The sequence below is a fragment of the Veillonella sp. oral taxon 158 genome (assembly GCF_018376515.1).
Taxonomy (GTDB): domain Bacteria; phylum Bacillota; class Negativicutes; order Veillonellales; family Veillonellaceae; genus Veillonella; species Veillonella rogosae.
The window spans coordinates 99722-121009 of the sequence record NZ_JAHABE010000001.1; the positions used below are offsets into that span (position 1 = coordinate 99722).

Annotated in this window: 19 protein-coding genes; 17 read left to right on the plus strand and 2 right to left on the minus strand. The window is 37.6% G+C overall.

Translation table 11 applies throughout. The features are described 5' to 3' along the window. Positions 1-108 precede the first annotated feature (108 nt). The 17 genes from KH364_RS00470 to ade all read left to right on the plus strand — a co-directional run bounded on the left by KH364_RS00470 (position 109) and on the right by ade (position 18308). Positions 109-1128: a glycosyltransferase family 9 protein gene (locus KH364_RS00470; RefSeq protein WP_273297909.1), complete on the plus strand. Its 1020-nt coding sequence runs from the start codon at positions 109-111 to the stop codon at positions 1126-1128. Next, positions 1128-2168, plus strand: a complete 1041-nt coding sequence (locus tag KH364_RS00475; protein ID WP_273297910.1) for a glycosyltransferase family 9 protein — start codon at positions 1128-1130, stop codon at positions 2166-2168. The genes KH364_RS00470 and KH364_RS00475 overlap by 1 nt, the downstream gene beginning before the upstream one ends. A gap of 6 nt (positions 2169-2174) precedes the next feature. Beyond that, the gene (locus KH364_RS00480) at positions 2175-3158 is read left to right on the plus strand and encodes a 3'-5' exonuclease (RefSeq protein WP_308691336.1); all 984 of its coding nucleotides are present in this window, start codon (positions 2175-2177) and stop codon (positions 3156-3158) included. Between the two features lie 69 nt (positions 3159-3227). Beyond that, the gene (locus tag KH364_RS00485; protein WP_273297912.1) at positions 3228-4619 is read left to right on the plus strand and encodes an aminopeptidase; all 1392 of its coding nucleotides are present in this window, start codon (positions 3228-3230) and stop codon (positions 4617-4619) included. Positions 4620-4669: 50 nt separating this feature from the next. Beyond that, on the plus strand, positions 4670-5047 hold the full coding sequence (locus KH364_RS00490; protein ID WP_273297914.1) for a hypothetical protein: 378 nt from the start codon (positions 4670-4672) through the stop codon (positions 5045-5047). A gap of 133 nt (positions 5048-5180) precedes the next feature. Continuing rightward, entirely contained in the window at positions 5181-6158 is a 978-nt protein-coding gene (locus KH364_RS00495) for an ABC transporter substrate-binding protein (protein ID WP_273297915.1), read from the plus strand. 24 nt (positions 6159-6182) lie between these two features. Next, entirely contained in the window at positions 6183-7163 is a 981-nt protein-coding gene (locus KH364_RS00500; RefSeq protein WP_273297917.1) for an ABC transporter substrate-binding protein, read from the plus strand. A gap of 11 nt (positions 7164-7174) precedes the next feature. After that, positions 7175-8047 (plus strand): ABC transporter permease, encoded by an 873-nt coding sequence (locus KH364_RS00505; RefSeq protein ID WP_105081092.1) that lies wholly within the window; start codon positions 7175-7177, stop codon positions 8045-8047. A 10-nt stretch (positions 8048-8057) separates the two neighbouring features. Next, entirely contained in the window at positions 8058-8855 is a 798-nt protein-coding gene (locus KH364_RS00510; RefSeq protein ID WP_054747234.1) for an ABC transporter ATP-binding protein, read from the plus strand. Between the two features lie 171 nt (positions 8856-9026). Then, on the plus strand, positions 9027-9293 hold the full coding sequence (gene rpsO, locus KH364_RS00515) for a 30S ribosomal protein S15 (RefSeq protein ID WP_009372127.1): 267 nt from the start codon (positions 9027-9029) through the stop codon (positions 9291-9293). 240 nt (positions 9294-9533) lie between these two features. Continuing rightward, on the plus strand, positions 9534-11603 hold the full coding sequence (locus tag KH364_RS00520; protein WP_273297922.1) for a polyribonucleotide nucleotidyltransferase: 2070 nt from the start codon (positions 9534-9536) through the stop codon (positions 11601-11603). Positions 11604-11613: 10 nt separating this feature from the next. Next, complete coding sequence (dut, locus tag KH364_RS00525; protein ID WP_054747232.1) at positions 11614-12063, plus strand: dUTP diphosphatase; 450 nt, start codon at positions 11614-11616, stop codon at positions 12061-12063. Positions 12064-12149: 86 nt separating this feature from the next. Next, positions 12150-12902: a hypothetical protein gene (locus tag KH364_RS00530; protein ID WP_273297925.1), complete on the plus strand. Its 753-nt coding sequence runs from the start codon at positions 12150-12152 to the stop codon at positions 12900-12902. Between the two features lie 86 nt (positions 12903-12988). Then, positions 12989-13522: an NUDIX hydrolase gene (locus tag KH364_RS00535; RefSeq protein WP_105085501.1), complete on the plus strand. Its 534-nt coding sequence runs from the start codon at positions 12989-12991 to the stop codon at positions 13520-13522. A gap of 248 nt (positions 13523-13770) precedes the next feature. Further along, positions 13771-14943, plus strand: coding sequence for a phosphopentomutase (locus tag KH364_RS00540; protein ID WP_273297927.1), 1173 nt, complete (start codon positions 13771-13773; stop codon positions 14941-14943). Between the two features lie 365 nt (positions 14944-15308). Next, positions 15309-16622 (plus strand): NCS2 family permease, encoded by a 1314-nt coding sequence (locus KH364_RS00545; RefSeq protein ID WP_273297930.1) that lies wholly within the window; start codon positions 15309-15311, stop codon positions 16620-16622. Positions 16623-16634: 12 nt separating this feature from the next. Next, on the plus strand, positions 16635-18308 hold the full coding sequence (gene ade / locus KH364_RS00550; RefSeq protein ID WP_273297932.1) for an adenine deaminase: 1674 nt from the start codon (positions 16635-16637) through the stop codon (positions 18306-18308). A gap of 124 nt (positions 18309-18432) precedes the next feature. On the opposite strand, the gene KH364_RS00555 is transcribed toward ade, so the two are convergent. Both KH364_RS00555 and rpsT read right to left on the minus strand, forming a co-directional pair. Beyond that, positions 18433-20637 carry an RNA ligase gene (locus tag KH364_RS00555; protein ID WP_273297934.1) on the minus strand — a complete coding sequence of 735 codons (2205 nt, stop codon included), beginning with the start codon at positions 20635-20637 and terminating at the stop codon, positions 18433-18435. A gap of 144 nt (positions 20638-20781) precedes the next feature. Then, positions 20782-21042 (minus strand): 30S ribosomal protein S20, encoded by a 261-nt coding sequence (rpsT, locus tag KH364_RS00560; RefSeq protein ID WP_009351773.1) that lies wholly within the window; start codon positions 21040-21042, stop codon positions 20782-20784. Between the last annotated feature and the right edge of the window lie 246 nt (positions 21043-21288).

Sequence of the window (21288 nt, forward strand, 5' to 3'; positions counted from 1 at the left end):
ATTATTTAATCTACTAATCTGGTATTGCGTTTGTATTCGCTTTATTTTTAAATCTAATGTAAAGCTATTATAAGGTTCTTTACTGTTGTGTTGTATTTGGGAGGCTATATGAAAGACTACAAGAATATACTCATCATAAAGATGAGCTCATTAGGCGATGTAATTCATGCATTGCCTACCTTGTATGCTGTGCGTAAGAATTGGCCTGATGCTCGTATTACATGGGCCATTCATGAACAATTCGCTAGCCTCTTACCAGGTACACCTTGGGTTGATGATGTGATTATCATCGACAAGAAACAACTTAAAAAGCCTTCTTACTTATATCAATTGCGTAAGGATTTACATAGTCGTCATTTTGATATGACCTTGGACCTTCAATGTATTGCTAAAAGTGCCATTGTATCTTTATTATCTGGAGCTCCAGAAAAATATGGATATTGGGAACTTCGTGAAGGCAGCAATTTAGTCAATAAAGCACTCGTTGGTGAACATAAATACGATCATGTCATCGAACGATACCTCGATACCGTACGTGTCCTTGGGGGCGATGTAGAAGGCGTAGAGTTTCCTATGCCTGCTTATGTTGAGGCGGAGAAGTCCGTTAAGCATAAGTTACAATCTCATGGTGTAGAAGATGAATATGTAGTAGTTGTACCAGGTGCTCGTTGGATTGTTAAGGAGTGGCCGCTCCTTAATTTTGGAGAACTTTGTATTCGGTTATGTGAATCGGGTAAAAAGGTTGTTATTGCCGGTGCTCCTGATGATGCAGAAAAGGGGTTTTTCATAGCAAACTATGTAAAGCATAAGAATCTCATTAATTTAGTGGGTTCTACATCCATGCCAGAGCTAATTGAGTTGATTCGCCATTGTCAAATATTTATTAGTGCCGATACGGGACCATTACATATTGCAAATGCTCTGAAGCGACCTTTGATTGCATTATTTGGAACAACATCTCCAAAACGAACTGGTCCATATGGTGGTAGTCATGTACATCTTATTATTTCCCCGACTTCGAAGGCTACACCTGAGCAACCTCTCGTAGATGATCCCGATTGTATGGCTCAAATCCCTGTAGATGCAGTATGGTCTGTGTATGAACAAGTACTTGGAAAGGAACTATAATGGAACTAGATTATAAGCGCATTGTGGTCACCTTTCTCATGCACTTAGGTGATGTTATTTTAACGACTCCATTCCTAGAGGTGCTACGTAAAGCTGCTCCACATAGCCATATTACGTATGTAATAGATGAAAAATTACAACAAGTGATGCAATATAATCCAAATATTGATGAACTTATCGTTGTAGATAAAAAAGGGCGCCATAATAGTATTTCTGGGCTTAATGAGGTAGCTCGTGAGATTAATGCAAAGGGTAAACCTGATATCGTTATCAATTTGCATCCCAATGAACGTACTTCCTATTTAGCCTGGAAGATTCATGCGCCCATTACGACTGGTATGAGTCATTTTTTGTTTAGACCATTTATGACAAAGTATACCCGTCTAGACCGTAAAACTCGCCACGCTGCAGATATGTACATCAATGTACTTGAGCAATTGGGGGTAACCGATACTTCTAACTCTGGCTTACACATTGAAACCTGTGAAGCATGGCGCCGTGAGGCTCAAGATTTCTATGCTAGTCATGGATTAACCGATAGTGATACGCTCATCGGTTTTAATATTGGTAGTGCTGTTCCTGAGAAGCGCTGGCCTGCTGAACGATTTGCCCATGTAGCTGATCATTTCGGTCGTTTAGGGTATAAGACGGTATTCTTTGGCGGCCCTATGGATCTTGAAATGGTGCAACCTGTAGTAGAGCAAATGGAAACGAAACCGATTGTGGCTACTGGAAAATTCCAGTTAGGATCATTGGCGGCGGCTATGAGCCGCTGTAATCTATTGATTACAAATGACTCTGGTCCTATGCATGTAGGAATCAGCCAAAAGGTGCCAATTGTGGCACTCTATGGGCCATCAAACCCATTCTTTTATGGTCCGTACCAAGCTCATGCTATCGTTCTTGAAACGATGGACTCCTATGAGGTTGGTAAAAGCATGAAGAAGATTATTAAAGAAGGAAATTACAAAGGGTTATCTGTAATTTCTGAAGAACAGGTTATTAAAGCGGCGGAAATGTTGCTTTTAGAATCGAAATAAAAGCCTATGAATTATATAGTATTTGATTTGGAGTGGAATCAACCGTATAGCAATGACATTAGCTTTATGAAGCGTACTAAAATGCCGTTGACTGGTGAAATCATTCAAATCGGAGCGGTAAAACTGAATGACGAGATGGACATTGTAGATCATTTTACGATGTTCATTAAACCTCAATACTTGCCACGGATGCATAAGCATGTACGAGAGCTGACGGGGATAACCTCTAGAGAACTCGATCATGGAGTGCCCTTTAAGACGGCTATGCAGCACTTTCAAAATTGGTGTGGTGATGAATATATGTTACTGTCTTGGGGGTCTGATGATATTCTTATTTTAAGAGAAAATCTTATGCTCCATAAGATGAAAGCCTTATCTTATGATCAATGGGTAGATGCACAAATGATTTATGCCTATCAGCGATATGGTACAAATCAGCAGTATTCTGTGGCGCATGCTATGGAGGATCTCAATATATCGACGGAGCATTTGTCTGCTCATAACGCATTGCATGATGCTGTATTTACGGCTCGTATATGTCAGAAGCTAGATATTCCACAAGGAATTTTGCATTATGACCAAATTCGCAAGGAAAGTAGCAATCCTTTCCTATATCCACCGATTTTGACATTTTTTATGTATGAAAACTTCCCTGAGAAGAAGCGTATCGTTCACGATAGACGTGTACGTTTATCTTTCTGCCCGTATTGTCAGACTCGTTTAGAAATGACTAGGCCAGAACGATTACAAGGGGACAAGCATCTCGCCATAGGCTTTTGCCCGAAACATGGCGATTTTGCAGTGCAACTTAAAGTTGGAAAATATACGATTAAGTCCGGTAGTACTAAATTCTACGTTACAAAGGTATTAACGCATTGTACGGACGAAATTCGTTCTCTATATACTCAGAAGTCTGAAATTAATCGAGAGAAAGAGCGAAAGTATTTGGAATTTCGCCAGGCGGAACTTGAAAAGGACCGCCACAAATAATTTTTTAATTACTGTTCACACCTACAGTTTCATAAGTGTTAGATTGTGAGCTTTTAGAAAGGATAGATTATGGAACGCAAATATGCATGGCATAATTACGACGATGCCACTATGGAAAAGGTATATGCCCTAAGTGATATGTATCGTCAATTTTTAGATAATGGTAAAACAGAACGGGAATGTGTAGTGCAGGCCGTAGAATTTGCAGAGGCAAAGGGCTATGTAAATCTAAAAGATATCATTAAAAATAATACGCCAATTAAGGCGGGGGATAAGATTTATTATACCTATATGGATAAATCTATTGCTCTCTTTAATATCGGTACAGATGATATCGAATTAGGTATGAACATTTTAGGTGCTCATATTGACTCTCCTCGTATTGACGTAAAACAAAACCCTCAATACGAAGATAGCAACCTTTTATTCTGGGATACTCACTACTACGGCGGTATTAAAAAATATCACTGGGTAGCTATGCCACTTGCCATTCATGGTGTTGTGGTAAAAACAGATGGCACACGCATCAATATTAATATTGGCGATAAAGAAACTGATCCTGTATTCTGTATTACAGACTTGTTGCCTCATTTAGGCCAAGAGCAAATGCAAAAGAATGCAGCTAAAGTAATTGAAGGGGAAGCCCTTGATTTACTCATAGGCAGCCGTCCGGTAAAAGATGAGGAAAAAGAAGGGGTTTCTAAATTTATTAATAACCTTCTTGAAAAAGAGTATGGCTTTGTTGAACGTGACTTGTTATCTGCAGAGCTCGAAATTGTACCAGCAGGTAAGGCGCGTGATATGGGCTTTGACCGCTCTATGGTAATGGCATATGGCCAAGATGACCGCGTATGTGCCTATACATCCTTAGTGGCTATGCTTGAAGTAGACAATGTTAAACGTACTACTTGTTGCTTACTCGTCGATAAAGAGGAAATCGGTTCTGTAGGTGCTACGGGCATGCAATCTCGTTTCTTTGAAAATGCTGTAGCTGAAATTCTAACACTCATGGGTAAACTAAATTCTGTTAGTGTTCGTCGTACATTGGAAAAATCTCGTATGTTATCTTCCGATGTTAGCGCTGGCTACGATCCACTCTATGCATCTGCGTATGAAAAGAAAAATGCTTCTTACCTTGGTATGGGCGTAGTATTTAATAAATTTACAGGCTCTCGTGGTAAAGCTGGCTCTAATGATGCCAATGCTGAGTACATGGGCTTTATCCGTCGTGTTATGGAGTCCAATAATGTAACGTATCAAACGGCAGAGCTTGGTAAGGTAGACCTCGGTGGTGGTGGTACGATTGCGTACATCATGGCACTTTACGGTATGAATGTTATCGACTGTGGTGTAGCAGTTCTTAGCATGCATGCTCCGTGGGAGGTTACTTCTAAAGCCGATATTTACGAGGCTAAACAATGCTACGTGGCATTCTTAAACGCAGCTGATGAAACAATCTAGTATAATAGGGCTTTCACCAATGGTGAAAGTCCATTCTATGTGAGGTATATATGAATCAAACGGAATTAGGTGCAGCTATTGAGGCTGCGAAGGGAGAGGCAACCGAGGTTAAGACTGTAAAGGTCGACATCTTTGATATTCCTGAAACACAAGCTGAAGAATATATTGCAAATCGTGAAGAGGTAGCTGAGGCGGCTGCTGCAGTTATGAAACCATACTGCGTAACAGTAAAGCGAGAAACCTTAGATGAAGACGAAGGGGAAGCTGTAGTAGGTTATTATGTAACGGGTGAAATCTTGATGTGCGTTATTCTCGACCCATTTGAAGTACCTGTTATGAAGGTAGCACTCGATAAAGGTACTCTTAAAGAATATATTCTTGCAGCAAATGATTTGACAGAAGATATGCTATCATCTTTAGAAAAATAGTTGGATTTCTTGTCTTTATTGTGTTTTACACATAATAAAAATGTAAAATACTTTACTCTGCTACATTGATGTAGTGAATAAATTTGTTTATAATAGAAGTATTATAGTCATTGCAGATAGGAAGGAAATCCCCATGAACTTGAAAAAAGGTATTGCCCTAGCACTCACGGCGGCAGCTTTATTAGCTTTTACAGGCTGTGGCTCAAATGGAACAACATCGAATGGTGAATACAAAGTTGGCGTAGTACAACTCGTTGAACATCCTGCACTAGATGCGGCAAATAAAGGTTTTGTTGATGCTCTTAAAGAAAAGGGACTAGCTGAAAAAATTGCTTTTGACCAACAAAACGCACAAGCTGATCAGTCTAACTTGAATAGTATTGCTCAGCGATTCGTATCTGATCGTAAAAACTTGATTTTAGCAATTGCTACTCCAGCAGCGCAATCTATGGCGAATGCTACTCATGATATTCCAATCTTGGGTACTGCGATTACAGATTACGAAGCAGCTAAACTTGTTAAATCTAATCAAAAACCTGGTGGTAATGTGTCTGGTACATCCGACATGAACCCAGTAGAGCAACAAGTTGACTTAATTTTACAAGTAATACCGAATGCAAAAACAATCGGTACTATTTATAGCTCTAGCGAAGTAAACTCTCAAATTCAAGTAGAGAAAATGAAAGCTTACGCAGCTACAAAAGGCATTAAAGTTGAAGAAGTTACAGTTTCTAACGTAAACGATATTCAACAAGCGGCTCAAAACCTCGTATCTCAACGTGTAGATGCCGTATATGTACCGACAGATAATGTTGTAGCTTCTGCAATGAGTAATCTTGTAGCTATTACCGACCCAGCAAAAATTCCTGTATTTGGCGGTGAAGACAACCACGTAAAAGGTGGTGCACTCATGTCCTTGTCTGTAGATTACTACAAACTGGGCTACCAAACAGGTTTGATGGCAGCAAAAATCTTAACTGGCGAAGCTAAAGTTGAAGATATGCCTATCGAAATGCAAAAAGAATTTAAATTAGTTGTGGGTAAAGAAAAATTAGAAAAATTGGGCATCACCTTACCAGAGGATTTGATGAACAAAGCGACTATGATTTAAAACATAACTGGTAAGGAGTTACATATGAATTGGAAAAAAAGTATTGCAGTGGCACTTAGTGCCGTCACTATTATGGCAATGGTAGCTGGTTGTGGTTCTAATACTGCAACTAATGATCAAAAGAAAATCGGCGTTATTCAATTAGTAGAACATCCATCCCTTGATGCTGCTAATAAGGGCTTTGTTGATGGTCTTGCTTCTAAAGGCTACAAAGATGGTCAAAATATTAAGTTGGATCAACAAAATGCTCAAGCTGACCAATCTAACTTGAACAGTATTGCCCAACGCTTCGTATCTGATAAAAAAGATTTAGTATTAGCGATTGCAACGCCAGCAGCGCAAACGATGGCAAATGCATCTCATGATATGCCGATCATGGGTACAGCTATTACAGATTACGTAACAGCTAAACTCGTTCAATCTAATGAACGCCCAGGTGGTAACGTATCTGGTACATCTGATATGACACCTGTTGAAAAAGAGGTTGATCTCATTATCGCATTAGTACCAAATGTAAAACGCATTGGTGCTATTTATACATCCTCTGAAATCAACTCCCAATTACAAGTTGAAAAAATGAAAGCTTATGCAGCTACTAAAGGTATCACTGTTGTAGAAGCAACTGTTTCCAACGTAAATGATATCCAACAAGCAGCTACAAATCTAGTTAACCAAGATGTACAAGCAATCTATACACCAACAGATAATGTATTGGCATCTGCTATGGCTAACTTAGCACAAATCACAGATGCTGCAAAAATTCCAGTATTTGCTGCTGATGAAGGTATGACAATGACTGGTGGTGTAGCAACATATTCTGTTGACTATTATCAATTAGGTTACCAAACTGGCTTAATGGCTGCTAAAGTGCTTGCTGGTGAAGCAAAAATTGCAGATTTAGCTATTGAAACGCAAAAAGAGATTAAGTTAACTGTTAACGAAGAACGTGCTAAAAAATTAGGTATTACAATTCCTGACGCACTTCGTAAAGATATGAAACAATAGAGGAGATTTTGATGTTAGATTTAATGGTAGGCACCATAACCACAGGCCTTTTATGGTCCTTGTTAGCGGTCGGTGTATTCATTACATTCCGTGTACTAGATGTGGCTGACTTAACTGTGGAAGGTACGTTCCCAATGGGGGCGGCTATTTCCGCTGTTTTAATTACAAGTGGCATGAATCCAATCCTTTCCATTTTACTTGCCGGTGTGGGCGGTATGATGGCAGGTGCTGTAACAGGCTGGATTCACACAAAACTAAAAATTCCTGCATTATTGGCTGGTATTTTGACAATGATTGCTTTGTACTCTGTGAACCTTCACATTATGGGTAAAGCTAACGTATCCTTGCTTCGTATGGATACAATTTATTCTATCCTCGGCGGTGTATTCCACACTCCTAATATGTGGTCTGCTGCTATCGTAGGTGTATTGGTTGCTGTTGCTGTATGCTTGTTCTTGTTCTGGTTTTTCGGTACTGAAATTGGTACAGCTTTACGTGCAACAGGTGTTAACCCTCAAATGATTCGCGCTCAAGGCGTAAATACTGATAACATGATTGTTCTAGGTCTTTTGATTTCTAATGGTTTTGTTGGTATGTCTGGCGCTCTTATTGGTCAATTCCAAGGCTTTGCCGACGTAGGTATGGGTATCGGTACCATCGTTATCGGCTTGGCATCTGTAATCATCGGTGAAGTAGTATTCGGTACGAAATCCTTCGTACGTAGTCTTATCGCCGTAGTACTTGGTTCCATCGTATATCGTATCGTTATCGCTGCTGTACTCTACATGGGTATGCCGCCAAACGATTTGAAATTATTCACTGCAATTCTCGTTGCCATCGCGCTTTCCTTGCCTACATTGAAAGCAAAATGGTTGGCTCGCTAAGGAGGACACTATGTTAGAAGTAAAAAATATGGTAAAAACCTTCTTTAAGGGCACAATCAATGAAAAAACTGCACTTCAAGGTATTGATCTTCGTTTAGAAGAAGGAGATTTCTGTACTGTTATCGGTGGTAATGGTGCTGGTAAAAGTACATTACTAAACTCCATCGCTGGTGTATTCCCAGTAGATGAAGGATCCATTACAATCAATGATATTGATGTAACGAAAATGCCTGAATACAAACGTGCTAAATACATTGGCCGCGTATTCCAAGATCCTATGGTAGGTACTGCAGGTAACATGCAAATCGAGGAAAACTTAATCCTTGCTATGCGCCGTGGTAAAAGCTTAGGGCTTAAATGGGCTTTCAAAGATAGCGAACAAGCATTCTTCAAAGAACGCCTTGCACTATTAGGTTTAGGTCTTGAAGATCGTTTATCTGCTCGTATGGGTCTATTATCTGGTGGTCAACGTCAATCCATCACATTATTGATGGCTACTATGCTTCGTCCTGAACTTTTATTGTTGGACGAACATACGGCAGCTCTTGATCCTAAGACTGCAGAAAATGTTTTGCAATTAACAGATAAACTTGTAGCAGAGCATAACTTAACAACTCTTATGATTACTCACAATATGCGCGATGCATTGCGCTTTGGTAATCGCCTCATCATGATGGACTCCGGTCGCATTATCTATGATGTAAAAGGGGAAGAAAAGAAAAAATTAACAGTTGCTGACTTACTTCAAAAGTTCGAAGTAGCTGGGGAAAATGCATTGAGTGACCGCATGGTACTTGGTGCGAAATAATAGAAGAGGGCATAAGCCCTCTTTTGTTTATTTACTGTAATTTTCCTTTACAAGATAAGGTAGATACTGTATACTAAATAAGGTCGTAAGACATATCGTAAGCGAAGTATTCGAATCTCCAACGGTTACTTAAGCTTATCGGGATTATTTATTTTTTAGGAGGTAACATTAATGTTAACTACAGAAGCTAAATTAGCAGTAATTAAAGAATACGCTACTCATGAAGGTGACACTGGTTCTCCAGAAGTACAAGTTGCGATTTTGACAAGCCGCATCGTTTACTTAACTGAGCACTTGAAAGAGCACAAAAAAGACCATCATTCCCGTCGTGGTTTGTTGAAATTGGTTGGTCAACGCCGTAACATGCTTGACTACCTTCGTCGTAAAGATATTGAACGTTACCGTTCCCTTATCGAACGTCTTGGTCTTCGTAAATAATAAAATTAGCCGTCCTTTTGGACGGCTTTTTTATTTTATTTCCTTGTGTTATAATAACATTAGGCAAAGGGAAACGAATGCCGATAATCTATTGTGGAAACTGGAAAAAAGGACAGAGCGGCTACTCTGTCCTTTTTATTGTGCTAGTTGCTATAAATGAAGTGAAAAAATAGCTTATTTTTTACTGATGATATATAATAAGAAGGTATACATATAAGAAGATTTTTAGGAGGAATAGGAATGGAACAATTCCAAATGGACCTAGCTGGTCGTACGCTTACGATTGAGACTGGGGAACTTGCAAAACAAGCTGGCGGTGCCGTAATGGTTGGCTATGGCGATACTCGTGTACTCGTTACCGCTACAGGTTCTAAAGAGGCGAAGGATATCGACTTCTTCCCACTTACAGTAGACTATGAAGAAAAAATGTACGCTGTTGGTCGTTTACCAGGTGGCTTTATTAAACGTGAAGCACGTCCACCTGAATCTGCGATTTTGAATAGCCGTTTGATCGACCGTCCTATTCGTCCATTATTTGATAAAGGTGTACGTAATGAAGTACACGTAGTAGCAACAGTTATGTCCGTAGATCAAGACTGCGATCCAGCAGTATGTGGCATGATTGGTGCTTCTGCAGCATTATCTATTTCTGATGTGCCTTGGAATGGTCCTATTGCAGGCGTTCGCATGGGTCGTATCAATGGTGAGTTCGTTGTAAACCCAACTAAAGCTCAATTAGAAGAAACAGACCTTAATATTGTTGTAGCTGGTACTAAAGATGCTATCCTCATGGTTGAAGGTGGCGCTGAAGAAGTTCCAGAAGATATCATTCTTGAAGTTATTATGACAGCTCACGAAGAAATCAAAAAAATCGTAGCGTTCCAAGAAGATATGACTGCAAAAGTAGGCAAGGAAAAACGCGTATTTGAAAGTAAAGACGTTCCTGCTGAAATCGCTGATGCAGTTCGCGCTTATGGTCATGATAAACTTGACGCAGCAGTTCGTTGTGCAGATAAACAACAACGTGATGCTCAAGAAAGTGAAGTACGTGCAGATGTATTAGCACACTTTGAAGAAATTTACCCTGACAATATGGGTGACGTAAATAAAGCATTTGACGCTATGATTAAAGAAATCGTTCGTCACATGATTACTGTTGAAAAAATTCGTCCAGATGGTCGTAAACTTGATGAAGTTCGTCCAATCTCTTGCCGTATAGGTGTATTGCCTCGTACACATGGCTCTGGTTTATTTACACGTGGTCAAACTCAAGTATTGAACGTAGCTACTGTAGCTCCATTGTCCGAAACACAAACAATTGATGGCATTGGTATTGAAACAGAAAAACGCTATATTCATCACTATAATTTCCCATCCTTCTCCGTAGGCGAAACTCGTTCTTCCCGCGGTCCTGGTCGTCGTGAAATTGGTCATGGTGCTTTGGCTGAACGCGCATTAGTACCTGTTATTCCTAGTGAAGAAGACTTCCCATATGCATTGCGCTTAGTATCTGAAGTATTAGAATCCAATGGTTCTAGCTCTATGGCTTCCGTATGTGGTTCCACATTGTCCTTGATGGACGCTGGCGTACCAATTAAAGCTCCTGTAGCTGGTATTGCTATGGGTCTTGTAACACAAGGTGAACACTACACAATCTTAACAGATATTCAAGGAATGGAAGATGCTCTTGGCGATATGGACTTCAAAGTTGCTGGTACTGCAAAAGGTGTAACAGCAATTCAAATGGATATTAAAATCTCCGGTTTATCCCGTGAAATCCTTCAAGAAGCATTAGAACAAGCTCACAAAGGCCGTATGCACATTATGGGCATTATGCTTGATACAATTGCTGAACCACGTCAACAAATGTCTGAATATGCTCCACGCATCATTACAATGAAAATCGATCCAGATAAGATTCGTGACGTAATCGGTTCTGGCGGTAAAGTGATTCGTGGTATTATAGAAGAAACTGGCGCTAAAATCGACATCGAAGATGATGGTACAGTATTCATTGCTTCTGTAGAACAAGAAGGTGCTGCAAAAGCTCAACAAATTATTGAAAACCTTACTAAAGAAGTTGAAGTAGGTGAAGTATACCTTGGTAAAGTAACTCGTTTGATGGCATTCGGTGCTTTCGTAGAGGTATTACCAGGTAAAGAAGGTCTTGTACACATTTCTAAACTTGCAAAAGAACGCGTTGAAAATGTAGAAGACGTAGTAAATGTAGGTGATGAGATCATGGTAAAAGTTATCGAAATCGATAAACAAGGCCGTGTCAACTTGTCCCGTAAAGATTGTTTAAAATAAGAGGTGTTACATGGATATTCGTGGCTTTGAAGTAGTTTCTGCTTTTGAAGAACAAGATATCAATTTACCGACACGTAAAACAACAGAAAGCGCGGGCTATGATATTGAATGCGCTGAAGCTGTGACTTTAGAACCAGGTCAAGTAGTATTAGTGCCAACAGGTATTAAAGCTTTTATGGCATATGATGAATACCTTGCCATTCATATTCGCTCTAGCATGGCTATTAAACGCCATCTAGCACTCGTAAATAGCACAGGCATCATCGATAGCGATTACTATAATAATGAGGAAAACGAAGGTCATATCATGATCGCTCTACTTAATTATGGTAAAGAAACCGTTTCCCTTGAAAAAGGCGAACGCGTTGCCCAAGGCATTTTCTCTAAATACCTTATCACTAACGATGACGATGCTACAGGCATTCGTACAGGTGGTATTGGTAGCACTGGGACTATGTAAACTAAATACGATTCTGAATAGAATGGTGAAAGCCGCTCAACTGACGTTGGGCGGCTTTTGATAAAAGATTGGAGATTAAATTTTATATGACTAAAATATTTTTAAATGGTTCTTCAAGTAAACCAGTAAATGCTTATGCATTTTTAAATTGGTATTTTGAAGATCAGAAAAATGCTAATTCAATATTACAAAATAAACAAGTTGACTCATTTCAATTCTTTATAATGGGGAATTCATACATTGCTTCATCATTATACCTGTTAAAAAATATATTAGATAAATATAATAAATATAATGTAGCTGATCATTTAATATTTCCGATATTTTTTAATTTAACACATGGTCTTGAATGTTGGCTTAAAGCAAGTATTTCCTCTATCACATACTTATATAATGATATAGAGGAATTTAAGTTCACACATGCATTGAAAGAGTTAACATCAGATTTGAAAAAATTATTAGAGCGGTATAATATCCTGTATATATTTGATGATTTATCTTCATTTGCTTTGATTGATTCTTTAGTTGATGAGCTTGATCAGTATAATGTACGATTTGATTTTGCAAGATATTCATCATATAGAAATAATAGTCAATTTTATTGTGGTAATAATAATGTTTGTGTAGATTTATATGAATTGTTTCAATTTATAATAACATTAGTATATTCTTTTAGATTGTCTTTATCATATTTAATCCTTTGTATTGACAGTGCTGTTCAACCAAATCAAGAAGATTTTATATTATTTTGTGAGGATAAAGCAAATTATAAAGATAATGAAGATGATGAAGACGCTTTTGAAAACTTTATTTTTAAAGATGTAACTGGATTTTATTAATTATTTATTGTAGAATAATTATTTTAATTATTTTATCTAATTCTCTTTATGATATCATAATAGATATAGACGATGAGGAGGCTATTATGGCAATTAGCAAAGAAATACAAAAATCTAGCGAAATGAAATTCGATGGTAAACTAATTAAAGTTACTTATGATATTGCAGATGTAAATGGTAATGAAGCGTGGCGAGAGGTAGTTCATCATCCTGGTGCTACAGCGATTGTAGTTGTTACGGAAGATAATAAAATTGTAATGGAGCGCCAATTCCGTTATGCTCTGCAACAGCCTTTGCTTGAAATCCCAGCAGGTAAATTGGATCCTAATGAGGAGCCTCTAACTTGTGCTAAACGTGAGTTAGCAGAGGAGACAGGATATCGTGCTAACGAGTGGATTCCATTAGGTACTATTGCAACAAGTCCTGGTTTCTGTAATGAAGTATTACATTTATATTTAGCGAAAGATCTCACTATGGGTGAAACTAATTGGGATCCCGACGAATATGTAGAGCTTGAGTATTTTACTTTGCCTGAATTATTAGAGGCTATTAAGGGTGAGCAAATTAAGGATAGTAAGTCCTTAGCAGCTCTAATGTTAGCTATGCCTTATCTTAAGTAGTACTTTATTTTCATAATTACATATAGTATAATTAACACATAAAGAGAGCCAAATAACGTGCTGCTAGCGTTAGGCTCATCTAAAATAGGGAAATTTGATGATGCCTAACGTGTTGAGGTGGTAGGATACCTCATACGTTAGGCGTTTTCATTATGATTTACGGCTATTAAAAAATATCGTAATCATAATAGTAATGATTGCTACTATAGCATGGATTATTCTGCTTGAGTATTACAATAGGAGTACTTATGTATAAAAGAATTATTTTATTAGTTATGGACTCTGTTGGTATCGGTCACGCTGCTGATGCTGCAAAATTTGGTGATGAAGGTTCTAATACTTTGGGCCATATTGAATCGGCGGCTGGTCAGATTTATTGTCCTAATTTAAAATCTATTGGCTTAGGTCGCGTTGCTGATATTTCTGATACTGGTGAAAGTATCAAAGGGGCTTTTGGCCGCATGGCTGAGCTTAGTACTGGTAAAGATACGACTAGTGGTCATTGGGAGATGATGGGGCATCCCGTTACCGTTCCATTCCCAACCTTTTACGAAGGCTTCCCAAAAGAATTGATGGATACTTTCACAAAAGAGACAGGCTATGGTTATCTTGGCAATGAAGTAGCATCTGGTACAGAAATTATTGAGCGTCTAGGGGCAGAGCACATCAAAACAGGTAAGCCTATTGTATATACCTCGGCAGATTCTGTATTCCAAATTGCCGCTCATGAAGATGTGATTCCTATCGATGAATTATACCGTATTTGCCAAATAACCCGTGATAAGGTATGCATCGGTGATTACTATGTAGGCCGTATTATTGCACGTCCTTTCGTAGGTGAACTAGGTAGTTTTGTTCGCACCTCTAATCGTCATGATTATAGTCGTATGCCAGAGAAAAAGATGGTACAACAAGAGTTACAAGATGCTGGTGTGCCAACAGTAGCTATTGGTAAAATTGGAGATATTTATGCTCATGTAGGATGGGATGAAAGCTATCCAACAAAGACTAATTCCCATAGCATGAATATGGTTCCATACTTACTTGGTTCCTCCTTTGAGCGTGGTTTAATGATGGTTAACCTCGTTGAATTTGATAGCTTATATGGTCATCGCAGAAATGTAGAAGGATACAAACGAGCTATTGAAGATTTTGATTATCAACTTGGTGGGCTATTACCAATTCTTAATGATGATGATTTATTACTCATCACTGCTGACCATGGTAACGATCCAACTTGGGAGGGAACCGATCATACTCGTGAGCTCGTTCCAATTCTTGGATATAGTCCGCGAATGAATGGACCTATAGACCTTGGCGATAGAAAAAGCTTTGCTGATATTGGGGAAACCATATTGGAAAACTTTGGCTTAAAACAATGGGGTATTGGAACATCGTTTTTGGAGAAACTTAGTAAATAATTTCTAAATAACAAATATTATATGCTATATATGAGATACTACCAGTTAAAAATAAATAGTTTTAACTGGTAGTATCTTTAAAATAGACCGTTAAATCATAATGAAGGACCAATTTATGTATATCATAAGTTGGTCTTTTTATTTGTACTAACATTTTAATCTATACATACAATCTATATTCACATTCATATCTAAATCTATATCTAAATCTATATTTGTATATATACCTTTACCTATACCTATATCTATATCTATATTCTATTTTATGTCTAATATTTGGTACATCAACAGGAGATTTATACATTTATGTGGAAATATATTAGTAAGGAGAGATTATTCACATAAGTATGAGAGGAGGATTTTTTATGTCAGCACAAGTGCAACGTAGTACATTAGACAAGTTATTTAAAATTACTGAACGTGGATCATCTGTATCGAGAGAATTATTTGCTGGGGCTACTACATTTTTATGTGTATCCTATGTATTAGCCGTTAATCCAGCTATTTTAGGTGCTGCTGGAATGGACGTAGGTGCTGTATTTACGGCAACTGCTGTGAGCGCCATTATCATGACATTATTATTAGCGATCTATAGTAATATGCCTTTTGCAGGTTTATCTGGGATGGGTATTAATGCATTCTTTGCGTACACCATTGTAGTTCAAATGGGGCATAGTTTTGCTTTTGCTTTGACAGCGCAGCTTGTAGCGGGATTAGTATTTCTGCTCATTGCAGTGACTCCACTAAAAGAATATTTATTTAATGCTATACCGCATACCATTAAACTAGCCGTAACAGCAGGTATTGGTCTATTTATTGCTCTTATTGGCTTAAGTAGTGCAGGTCTAGTGGTAAGTAATCCTGCAACGCTTATAAACATAGGGGATTTACAATCACCATCTAGCTTAGTAGCTATTTTAGGAGTGATTTTAATAGCTGTTTTTACAGGTCGAAATGTTAAAGGTGGTATCTTCCTCGCCGTTATTATCGCCGCTGTAGTAGGCTTCTTCTGTGGTATCACTAAATTACCAGCTACAGTATTTTCCATGCCACCATCTTTAGAGCCAATTTGGTTCCACTATGATATGAGTGAAATACTATCGGTGGACATGTTGTTCGTTGTATTTACATTTTTATTTGTAAATCTATTTAATGTAGTAGGTGTATTGATTGGTTTAACAAATCAAGCGGAGGTACCACAAGATCAACAAATGGCCGTTCAAAGTTCTTGTATGAAAGTGGCCGCTATAGGTACGATTGTGGGCAGTGCAGTTGGAACATCTCCACACATTGTGGCTGTTGAGTCAGCAGCAGGCATAGCAGAAGGTGGTCGTACAGGTTTAACGGCACTTACTATTGCCGCTTTATTTATTGCATCTTTATTCTTGGCACCATTGCTTATGGTCATTCCCGTGGCTGCTACAGCTCCCGTATTGATTGTAGTGGGCTTATTTATGATGTCCTCCGTGAAGGATATTAATTTTGGAGACATTTCGGAAGGGCTGCCAGCATTTTTGACAATCATTATGATGCCATTTGCTTACTCTATTGGTGTTGGTATTGAATGGGGACTTGTTAGTTACGTGTTAATTAAAGTCCTTATTGGTAAATATCGTGATATTTCTGTTGTTATGTATTTCTTAGCACTTATTTTTATTTTGAAAGAAATCTTAATGTAGGAGGTCCCTTATATGATAACGTTCAATACAAAAGTATCTAGAGAGGCTCAAGGTCTTGAGAAAGCTCCTGTTGTATTAAAAGGGGCCTCTGTTTTAAATGTCTTTACCGAAGAGTGGGATGTGGCCGATATTGCCATTCACGATGATACGATTATCGGTGTAGGTACTTATAGCGGTGAAACTGAATATGACTATAGCGGTAAATATATTGTGCCCGGTTTTATCGATAGTCATCTCCATTTAGAGTCTACGTTGGTAAATCCTAAGGAATTGGTGTTTGAAGCATCTCAAGTTGGTACCTTAGGCTTTATAGTAGATCCACATGAAGCTGGCAATGTAGCAGGTATTGCAGGCATTGAATACATGATCAATGAGACAGCTTCCGCTCAAGGTGATGTATATGTTATGGCTCCATCCTGTGTGCCTGCTGTACCTGGTGAGGACAACGGTGCTATTTTAGACGGAGATATGTTACATAAGTTACAAAGTAATTCTCGCATTTTAGGCTTAGGTGAGGTTATGGACTCTTTTGGTGTTATTGATAGAGATCCATACATGGTAAAAAAATTAGATTACTTTAAAGATATGATTATGGATGGTCATATTATTGGGCTTTCACCAGAGCAGTTGGCAAGTTATCGTCTAGCAGGCATTACTACAAACCACGAATGTATTTCCTACGAAGAGGCTAAAGAACAAGTTAAAAATGGTATCTATGTATGGATTCGTGAAGGAAGTGCGGCTCATAATTTAGAGGCTATTGTACAAGGTATTGTTCATAATAAAGCTAATACAGAATACTATGGTTTCTGTACAGATGATAAACACATTGAGGATATCCGCTCTGAAGGTCATATCAGTTATAATATTCGCAGATCTATTGAACTTGGCTTAGATCCTGTGAAAGCTTATAAAATGGCTTCTACTAATACGGCGCTTTGTTATCACTTGAAAGACTTAGGTGCTATTGCCCCAAGCTATAAGGCAAATCTTGTAGTTCTCGATGATGCTAATAGCGTAGCAATACATGAAGTGTTCTATAAGGGAAAACCTATTGAACGAGTTCTTGTTAGAAAAGAGAAAGAAGTTCCTAAGGAATTATTACATACTATTAATATAGGGACTTTCACAAAAGAGAAACTGGACATTAATGTAGACGGTCCTCAAGCTATTATTAATATTGTGCCAGGCCAAATCGTTACACAAAAAACGGTTGAAGATGTTCCTGTAGAAAACGGTCTATTTAAACCGAATGCAGAGTATAATAAAATTACTTGCATTGAGCGATATAAAGCATCAGGCAGAAATGGTGTAGGTATTCTGAAAGGTTTTAATCTTAAAAACGGTGCCATTGCAACATCCTTTGCACATGATTCCCATAATTTAATCGTTGTAGGCGATAATGATGCAGATATGATGGTAGCCATTGAACGTATTCGTGAAATTGGTGGGGGCTATGTCATTACAAGTGAAGGTAAAGTCGTAGAAGAATTAGCCCTTGAAGTAATGGGGTTAATTACAAATCGACCACACGAGGAAGTAGATGCTAAGGTTGCTAAGATGAAAGACATTGCCTACGGTATGGGTGTGCCTAAGGGACTAGATCCATTTATTAATTTGAGCTTCCTTGCACTAACAGTAATTCCAGAAATTAGAATTACTACCACTGGTGTAATGGAGTTTTAGTATTTAGTGTAAGAAAAATATAATAGAAAAAGAGGTTGTAACTAGAATGCGATTAAATCACATTCTGTTGCAACCTCTTTTGGCCTTATTACAGGATATTTCTACAAAAGATATGATTATTTTATTATAGTAAGCCCTTATTTTCCATCATTTCTTTTATATTTAGTAAGGTGGATTTACAAACTACATCATATTCTAGTGTACTCAAGAAATCTGCAAATTTTCTATCATCTTCGTTTTTACAGTTTTCATAAGGAATTTTACCATTTTGTTGATATGGTTCTAGAATCCGATTTCGCCGGTGCTTCCAAGTATTATAATAAGGCCCTTTAAATTTTGTCATAAAGCCATTGCTATCGACTAATACAAAGCCTTCAGATTCATGATGTGAGTTGAGTTCTTTATTTATAATGTTTGTCAGTTCGTCCATAGTATTAACTTGTTGAATTGTTTTTACAATAGATATCAACTGTGTATCATATTTCTTAAGGATGGAGTCTAGTTCTGCTAGCCTCTCCCTAGAGAAAGATACATCAATATGTTTACCATTTACATCTAACGTATTTTGAATCATATCAAGTACATAAAGATGATCTTGGTCATATTTTATAATATGTGTATCTTCTTGGCTGATGACTTCAAACATCATAGAACAGCAATTACGTTTTAATAATTCTTTGATTTCTTCTTGTATGCTTGTAGGTAATTTTTGGAATAAATTTTTAAATAAATCTACGTGCATACCTTCTGTAGTAGATTTAGAAGCAAATACTAATTCATCATTAATGACACCAAGAATAGCGAGGTATCCATTTTCTTTAGTTCGAATTTCTACAGGGAAGGAGAGAGTGTTAGCTAAATTATTTAACTCAGTTTCTGGTCGTTCGTTGAGATTAAAGAATTTATTATAACTACGTAATTTTACATCTCCTGTCATACGATCCACAAATAATCCTCGAGCTTGTACTGTAATTTCATTCCATAATCGTTTGTGAAATACACGTGAGGTGAAGTTCAAGGAATATAGGTTAGGAGAGCATTTTTTCACTTTTACTAATTTAGAATTACCTAAAATATTAATATCTTCATTTTGCGTGAAGATGACATGTTGTGTCATGTTTTGGTATTCATGGCGCATGTAATCTTTATCATACACATCATTTTTTATTCCATTTTTGGTAAAAGAATCTTTTGTGATGTCGATATATTTAAGCTCTCCACCAAATTCAACTTCACCTTCTAAACAGTATGAGTAGTTGCCGTCTGGAACGCCTCTATGACCGTGAATCTGAATGAAGTTTTGACACATTCCTTGCTCATAGTTGGTGTCATATATCTTTGCGATATCTGTTTCATATGCTCCATAACCATTGATAAAGGTAGAAGTACTAATAAATGTCATATTAGGTACATAGGAAAGACCAGCATGGGATACTATATATTTTTTGCCATGAAAGCTGAAAGGATAGCATTGACGAAGTGATTTATAAAAGAGGCGTAATTCTCGTTGTAGTGATTCTACATCTTTTTTCGTCATATCTTTTACGATAGGTGCCACTACTTCTTTCATAAATCGTTTGGAATGATCTAAGTTTGTATTGAATGCAAAGTTTGCAATATGTCGTTCGTGATTGCCTTCTAACATAATCGTATTAGGTAATGTGCTGAGGCGCATCATTTCGTACATCATTTCCTTATTTTCGATGCCGCGTTCCAAATAGTCTCCGCAAAAGATATAAAGTGTTTTTTCATCCCATGGAGTGATAGCTTGTTGTAATGCCGTGTAACAGCCGTGAATATCACCGATGATACGCACTCGTTCATATCGATTCGTTAAATTTACAGTAAAGTAATTGTTGATTTCATCGATAGAATTTATTTTCCTACAAAACTTTGGTAATGTAGTTGTTTTAATCATCTTGTGCATGCGGTGTATAACTTGCTCAGGTACTCGTTTGTAATCTGTTCGTGTAGCATTACGTGCTAAACATTCCTCTAATGATGTATCTAGTTCGTAGTAATATACAGTATATTTATATTTGTTAAGCAATTCTTTATATGCATTAACAGCTTTAGATGTAGTGTGGGTAGCATCTAAAACGACAAAGTCGCCGTTGCTCATTCGTTTCTCTAAGCAATCTAATAGGAGTTCCCAGGCCGGACCATTATCCTCTTGTGAAATATACCAGCCGCTTTCACCAAGGGAAGGGCTGCGTAATAGCATACGGAAATGATCGGCTTCTAAGGTGTAAGCCTCAAGATTGTTGTCACGAATCCACTGAGACTTACCACTAGCAGGAGCACCACGCATTAATAATAGTGTTCTCATAGTAATAGTCCTCTAATCTGCCCATAGGGCGTAATATAATATAACTGTATAAAAAACGAAACAATCATTATATAAAAAATGAAAAAGGGCATAAAAAAACAGCCTCAACGGAAATCCGAGAGACTGTCTTACTTGCTTTTAAAATTATAAAGCGTTTACTTTAGCTGCAAGGTTGGATTTTTTGCGAGCTGCAGTGTTTTTATGAAGTACACCTTTGGAGGCTGCTTTATCAATTACGCTAGTAGCATGAACAAGTGCTTGTTTTGCTTCTTCTACTGCGCCTGCTTGAACAGCTTCTACGGTTTTACGACTTGCTGTACGGATTTGAGATTTTACAGCGGCGTTTTTCGCACGACGTTCAGCATCCGTTTTTACGCTTCTAATACTGGATTTAATGTTTGGCAATTGAGTCACCTCCTTAAAAATCGTTTCTTATACCTGAATGATTATATCATACCACATATTGATACGCAAGGACTTTTCAGCCCAATATTTTCCTTGTTAGTATGAAGTATAAAACATTTTCTACTGTTCTTTAACTATAGCATATAAGTCTGTTTTATGAAATCAAGATTATTAATATATTTGCTAGCGTTGTAATTAGTTATTTATTTTGATTTTAAAAGTTAGTTAGCTCCATTATGTTATAAT

What these genes read in the sequence shown, in the direction of transcription:
- KH364_RS00470 (WP_273297909.1), top strand. Translation starts at nt 109, where the DNA reads ATGAAAGACTACAAGAATATACTCATCATAAAGATGAGCTCATTAGGC.
- KH364_RS00475 (WP_273297910.1), top strand. Translation starts at nt 1,128, where the DNA reads ATGGAACTAGATTATAAGCGCATTGTGGTCACCTTTCTCATGCACTTA.
- KH364_RS00480 (WP_308691336.1), top strand. Translation starts at nt 2,175, where the DNA reads ATGAATTATATAGTATTTGATTTGGAGTGGAATCAACCGTATAGCAAT.
- KH364_RS00485 (WP_273297912.1), top strand. Translation starts at nt 3,228, where the DNA reads ATGGAACGCAAATATGCATGGCATAATTACGACGATGCCACTATGGAA.
- KH364_RS00490 (WP_273297914.1), top strand. Translation starts at nt 4,670, where the DNA reads ATGAATCAAACGGAATTAGGTGCAGCTATTGAGGCTGCGAAGGGAGAG.
- KH364_RS00495 (WP_273297915.1), top strand. Translation starts at nt 5,181, where the DNA reads ATGAACTTGAAAAAAGGTATTGCCCTAGCACTCACGGCGGCAGCTTTA.
- KH364_RS00500 (WP_273297917.1), top strand. Translation starts at nt 6,183, where the DNA reads ATGAATTGGAAAAAAAGTATTGCAGTGGCACTTAGTGCCGTCACTATT.
- KH364_RS00505 (WP_105081092.1), top strand. Translation starts at nt 7,175, where the DNA reads ATGTTAGATTTAATGGTAGGCACCATAACCACAGGCCTTTTATGGTCC.
- KH364_RS00510 (WP_054747234.1), top strand. Translation starts at nt 8,058, where the DNA reads ATGTTAGAAGTAAAAAATATGGTAAAAACCTTCTTTAAGGGCACAATC.
- rpsO (WP_009372127.1), top strand. Translation starts at nt 9,027, where the DNA reads ATGTTAACTACAGAAGCTAAATTAGCAGTAATTAAAGAATACGCTACT.
- KH364_RS00520 (WP_273297922.1), top strand. Translation starts at nt 9,534, where the DNA reads ATGGAACAATTCCAAATGGACCTAGCTGGTCGTACGCTTACGATTGAG.
- dut (WP_054747232.1), top strand. Translation starts at nt 11,614, where the DNA reads ATGGATATTCGTGGCTTTGAAGTAGTTTCTGCTTTTGAAGAACAAGAT.
- KH364_RS00530 (WP_273297925.1), top strand. Translation starts at nt 12,150, where the DNA reads ATGACTAAAATATTTTTAAATGGTTCTTCAAGTAAACCAGTAAATGCT.
- KH364_RS00535 (WP_105085501.1), top strand. Translation starts at nt 12,989, where the DNA reads ATGGCAATTAGCAAAGAAATACAAAAATCTAGCGAAATGAAATTCGAT.
- KH364_RS00540 (WP_273297927.1), top strand. Translation starts at nt 13,771, where the DNA reads ATGTATAAAAGAATTATTTTATTAGTTATGGACTCTGTTGGTATCGGT.
- KH364_RS00545 (WP_273297930.1), top strand. Translation starts at nt 15,309, where the DNA reads ATGTCAGCACAAGTGCAACGTAGTACATTAGACAAGTTATTTAAAATT.
- ade (WP_273297932.1), top strand. Translation starts at nt 16,635, where the DNA reads ATGATAACGTTCAATACAAAAGTATCTAGAGAGGCTCAAGGTCTTGAG.
- KH364_RS00555 (WP_273297934.1), bottom strand. Translation starts at nt 20,637, where the DNA reads ATGAGAACACTATTATTAATGCGTGGTGCTCCTGCTAGTGGTAAGTCT.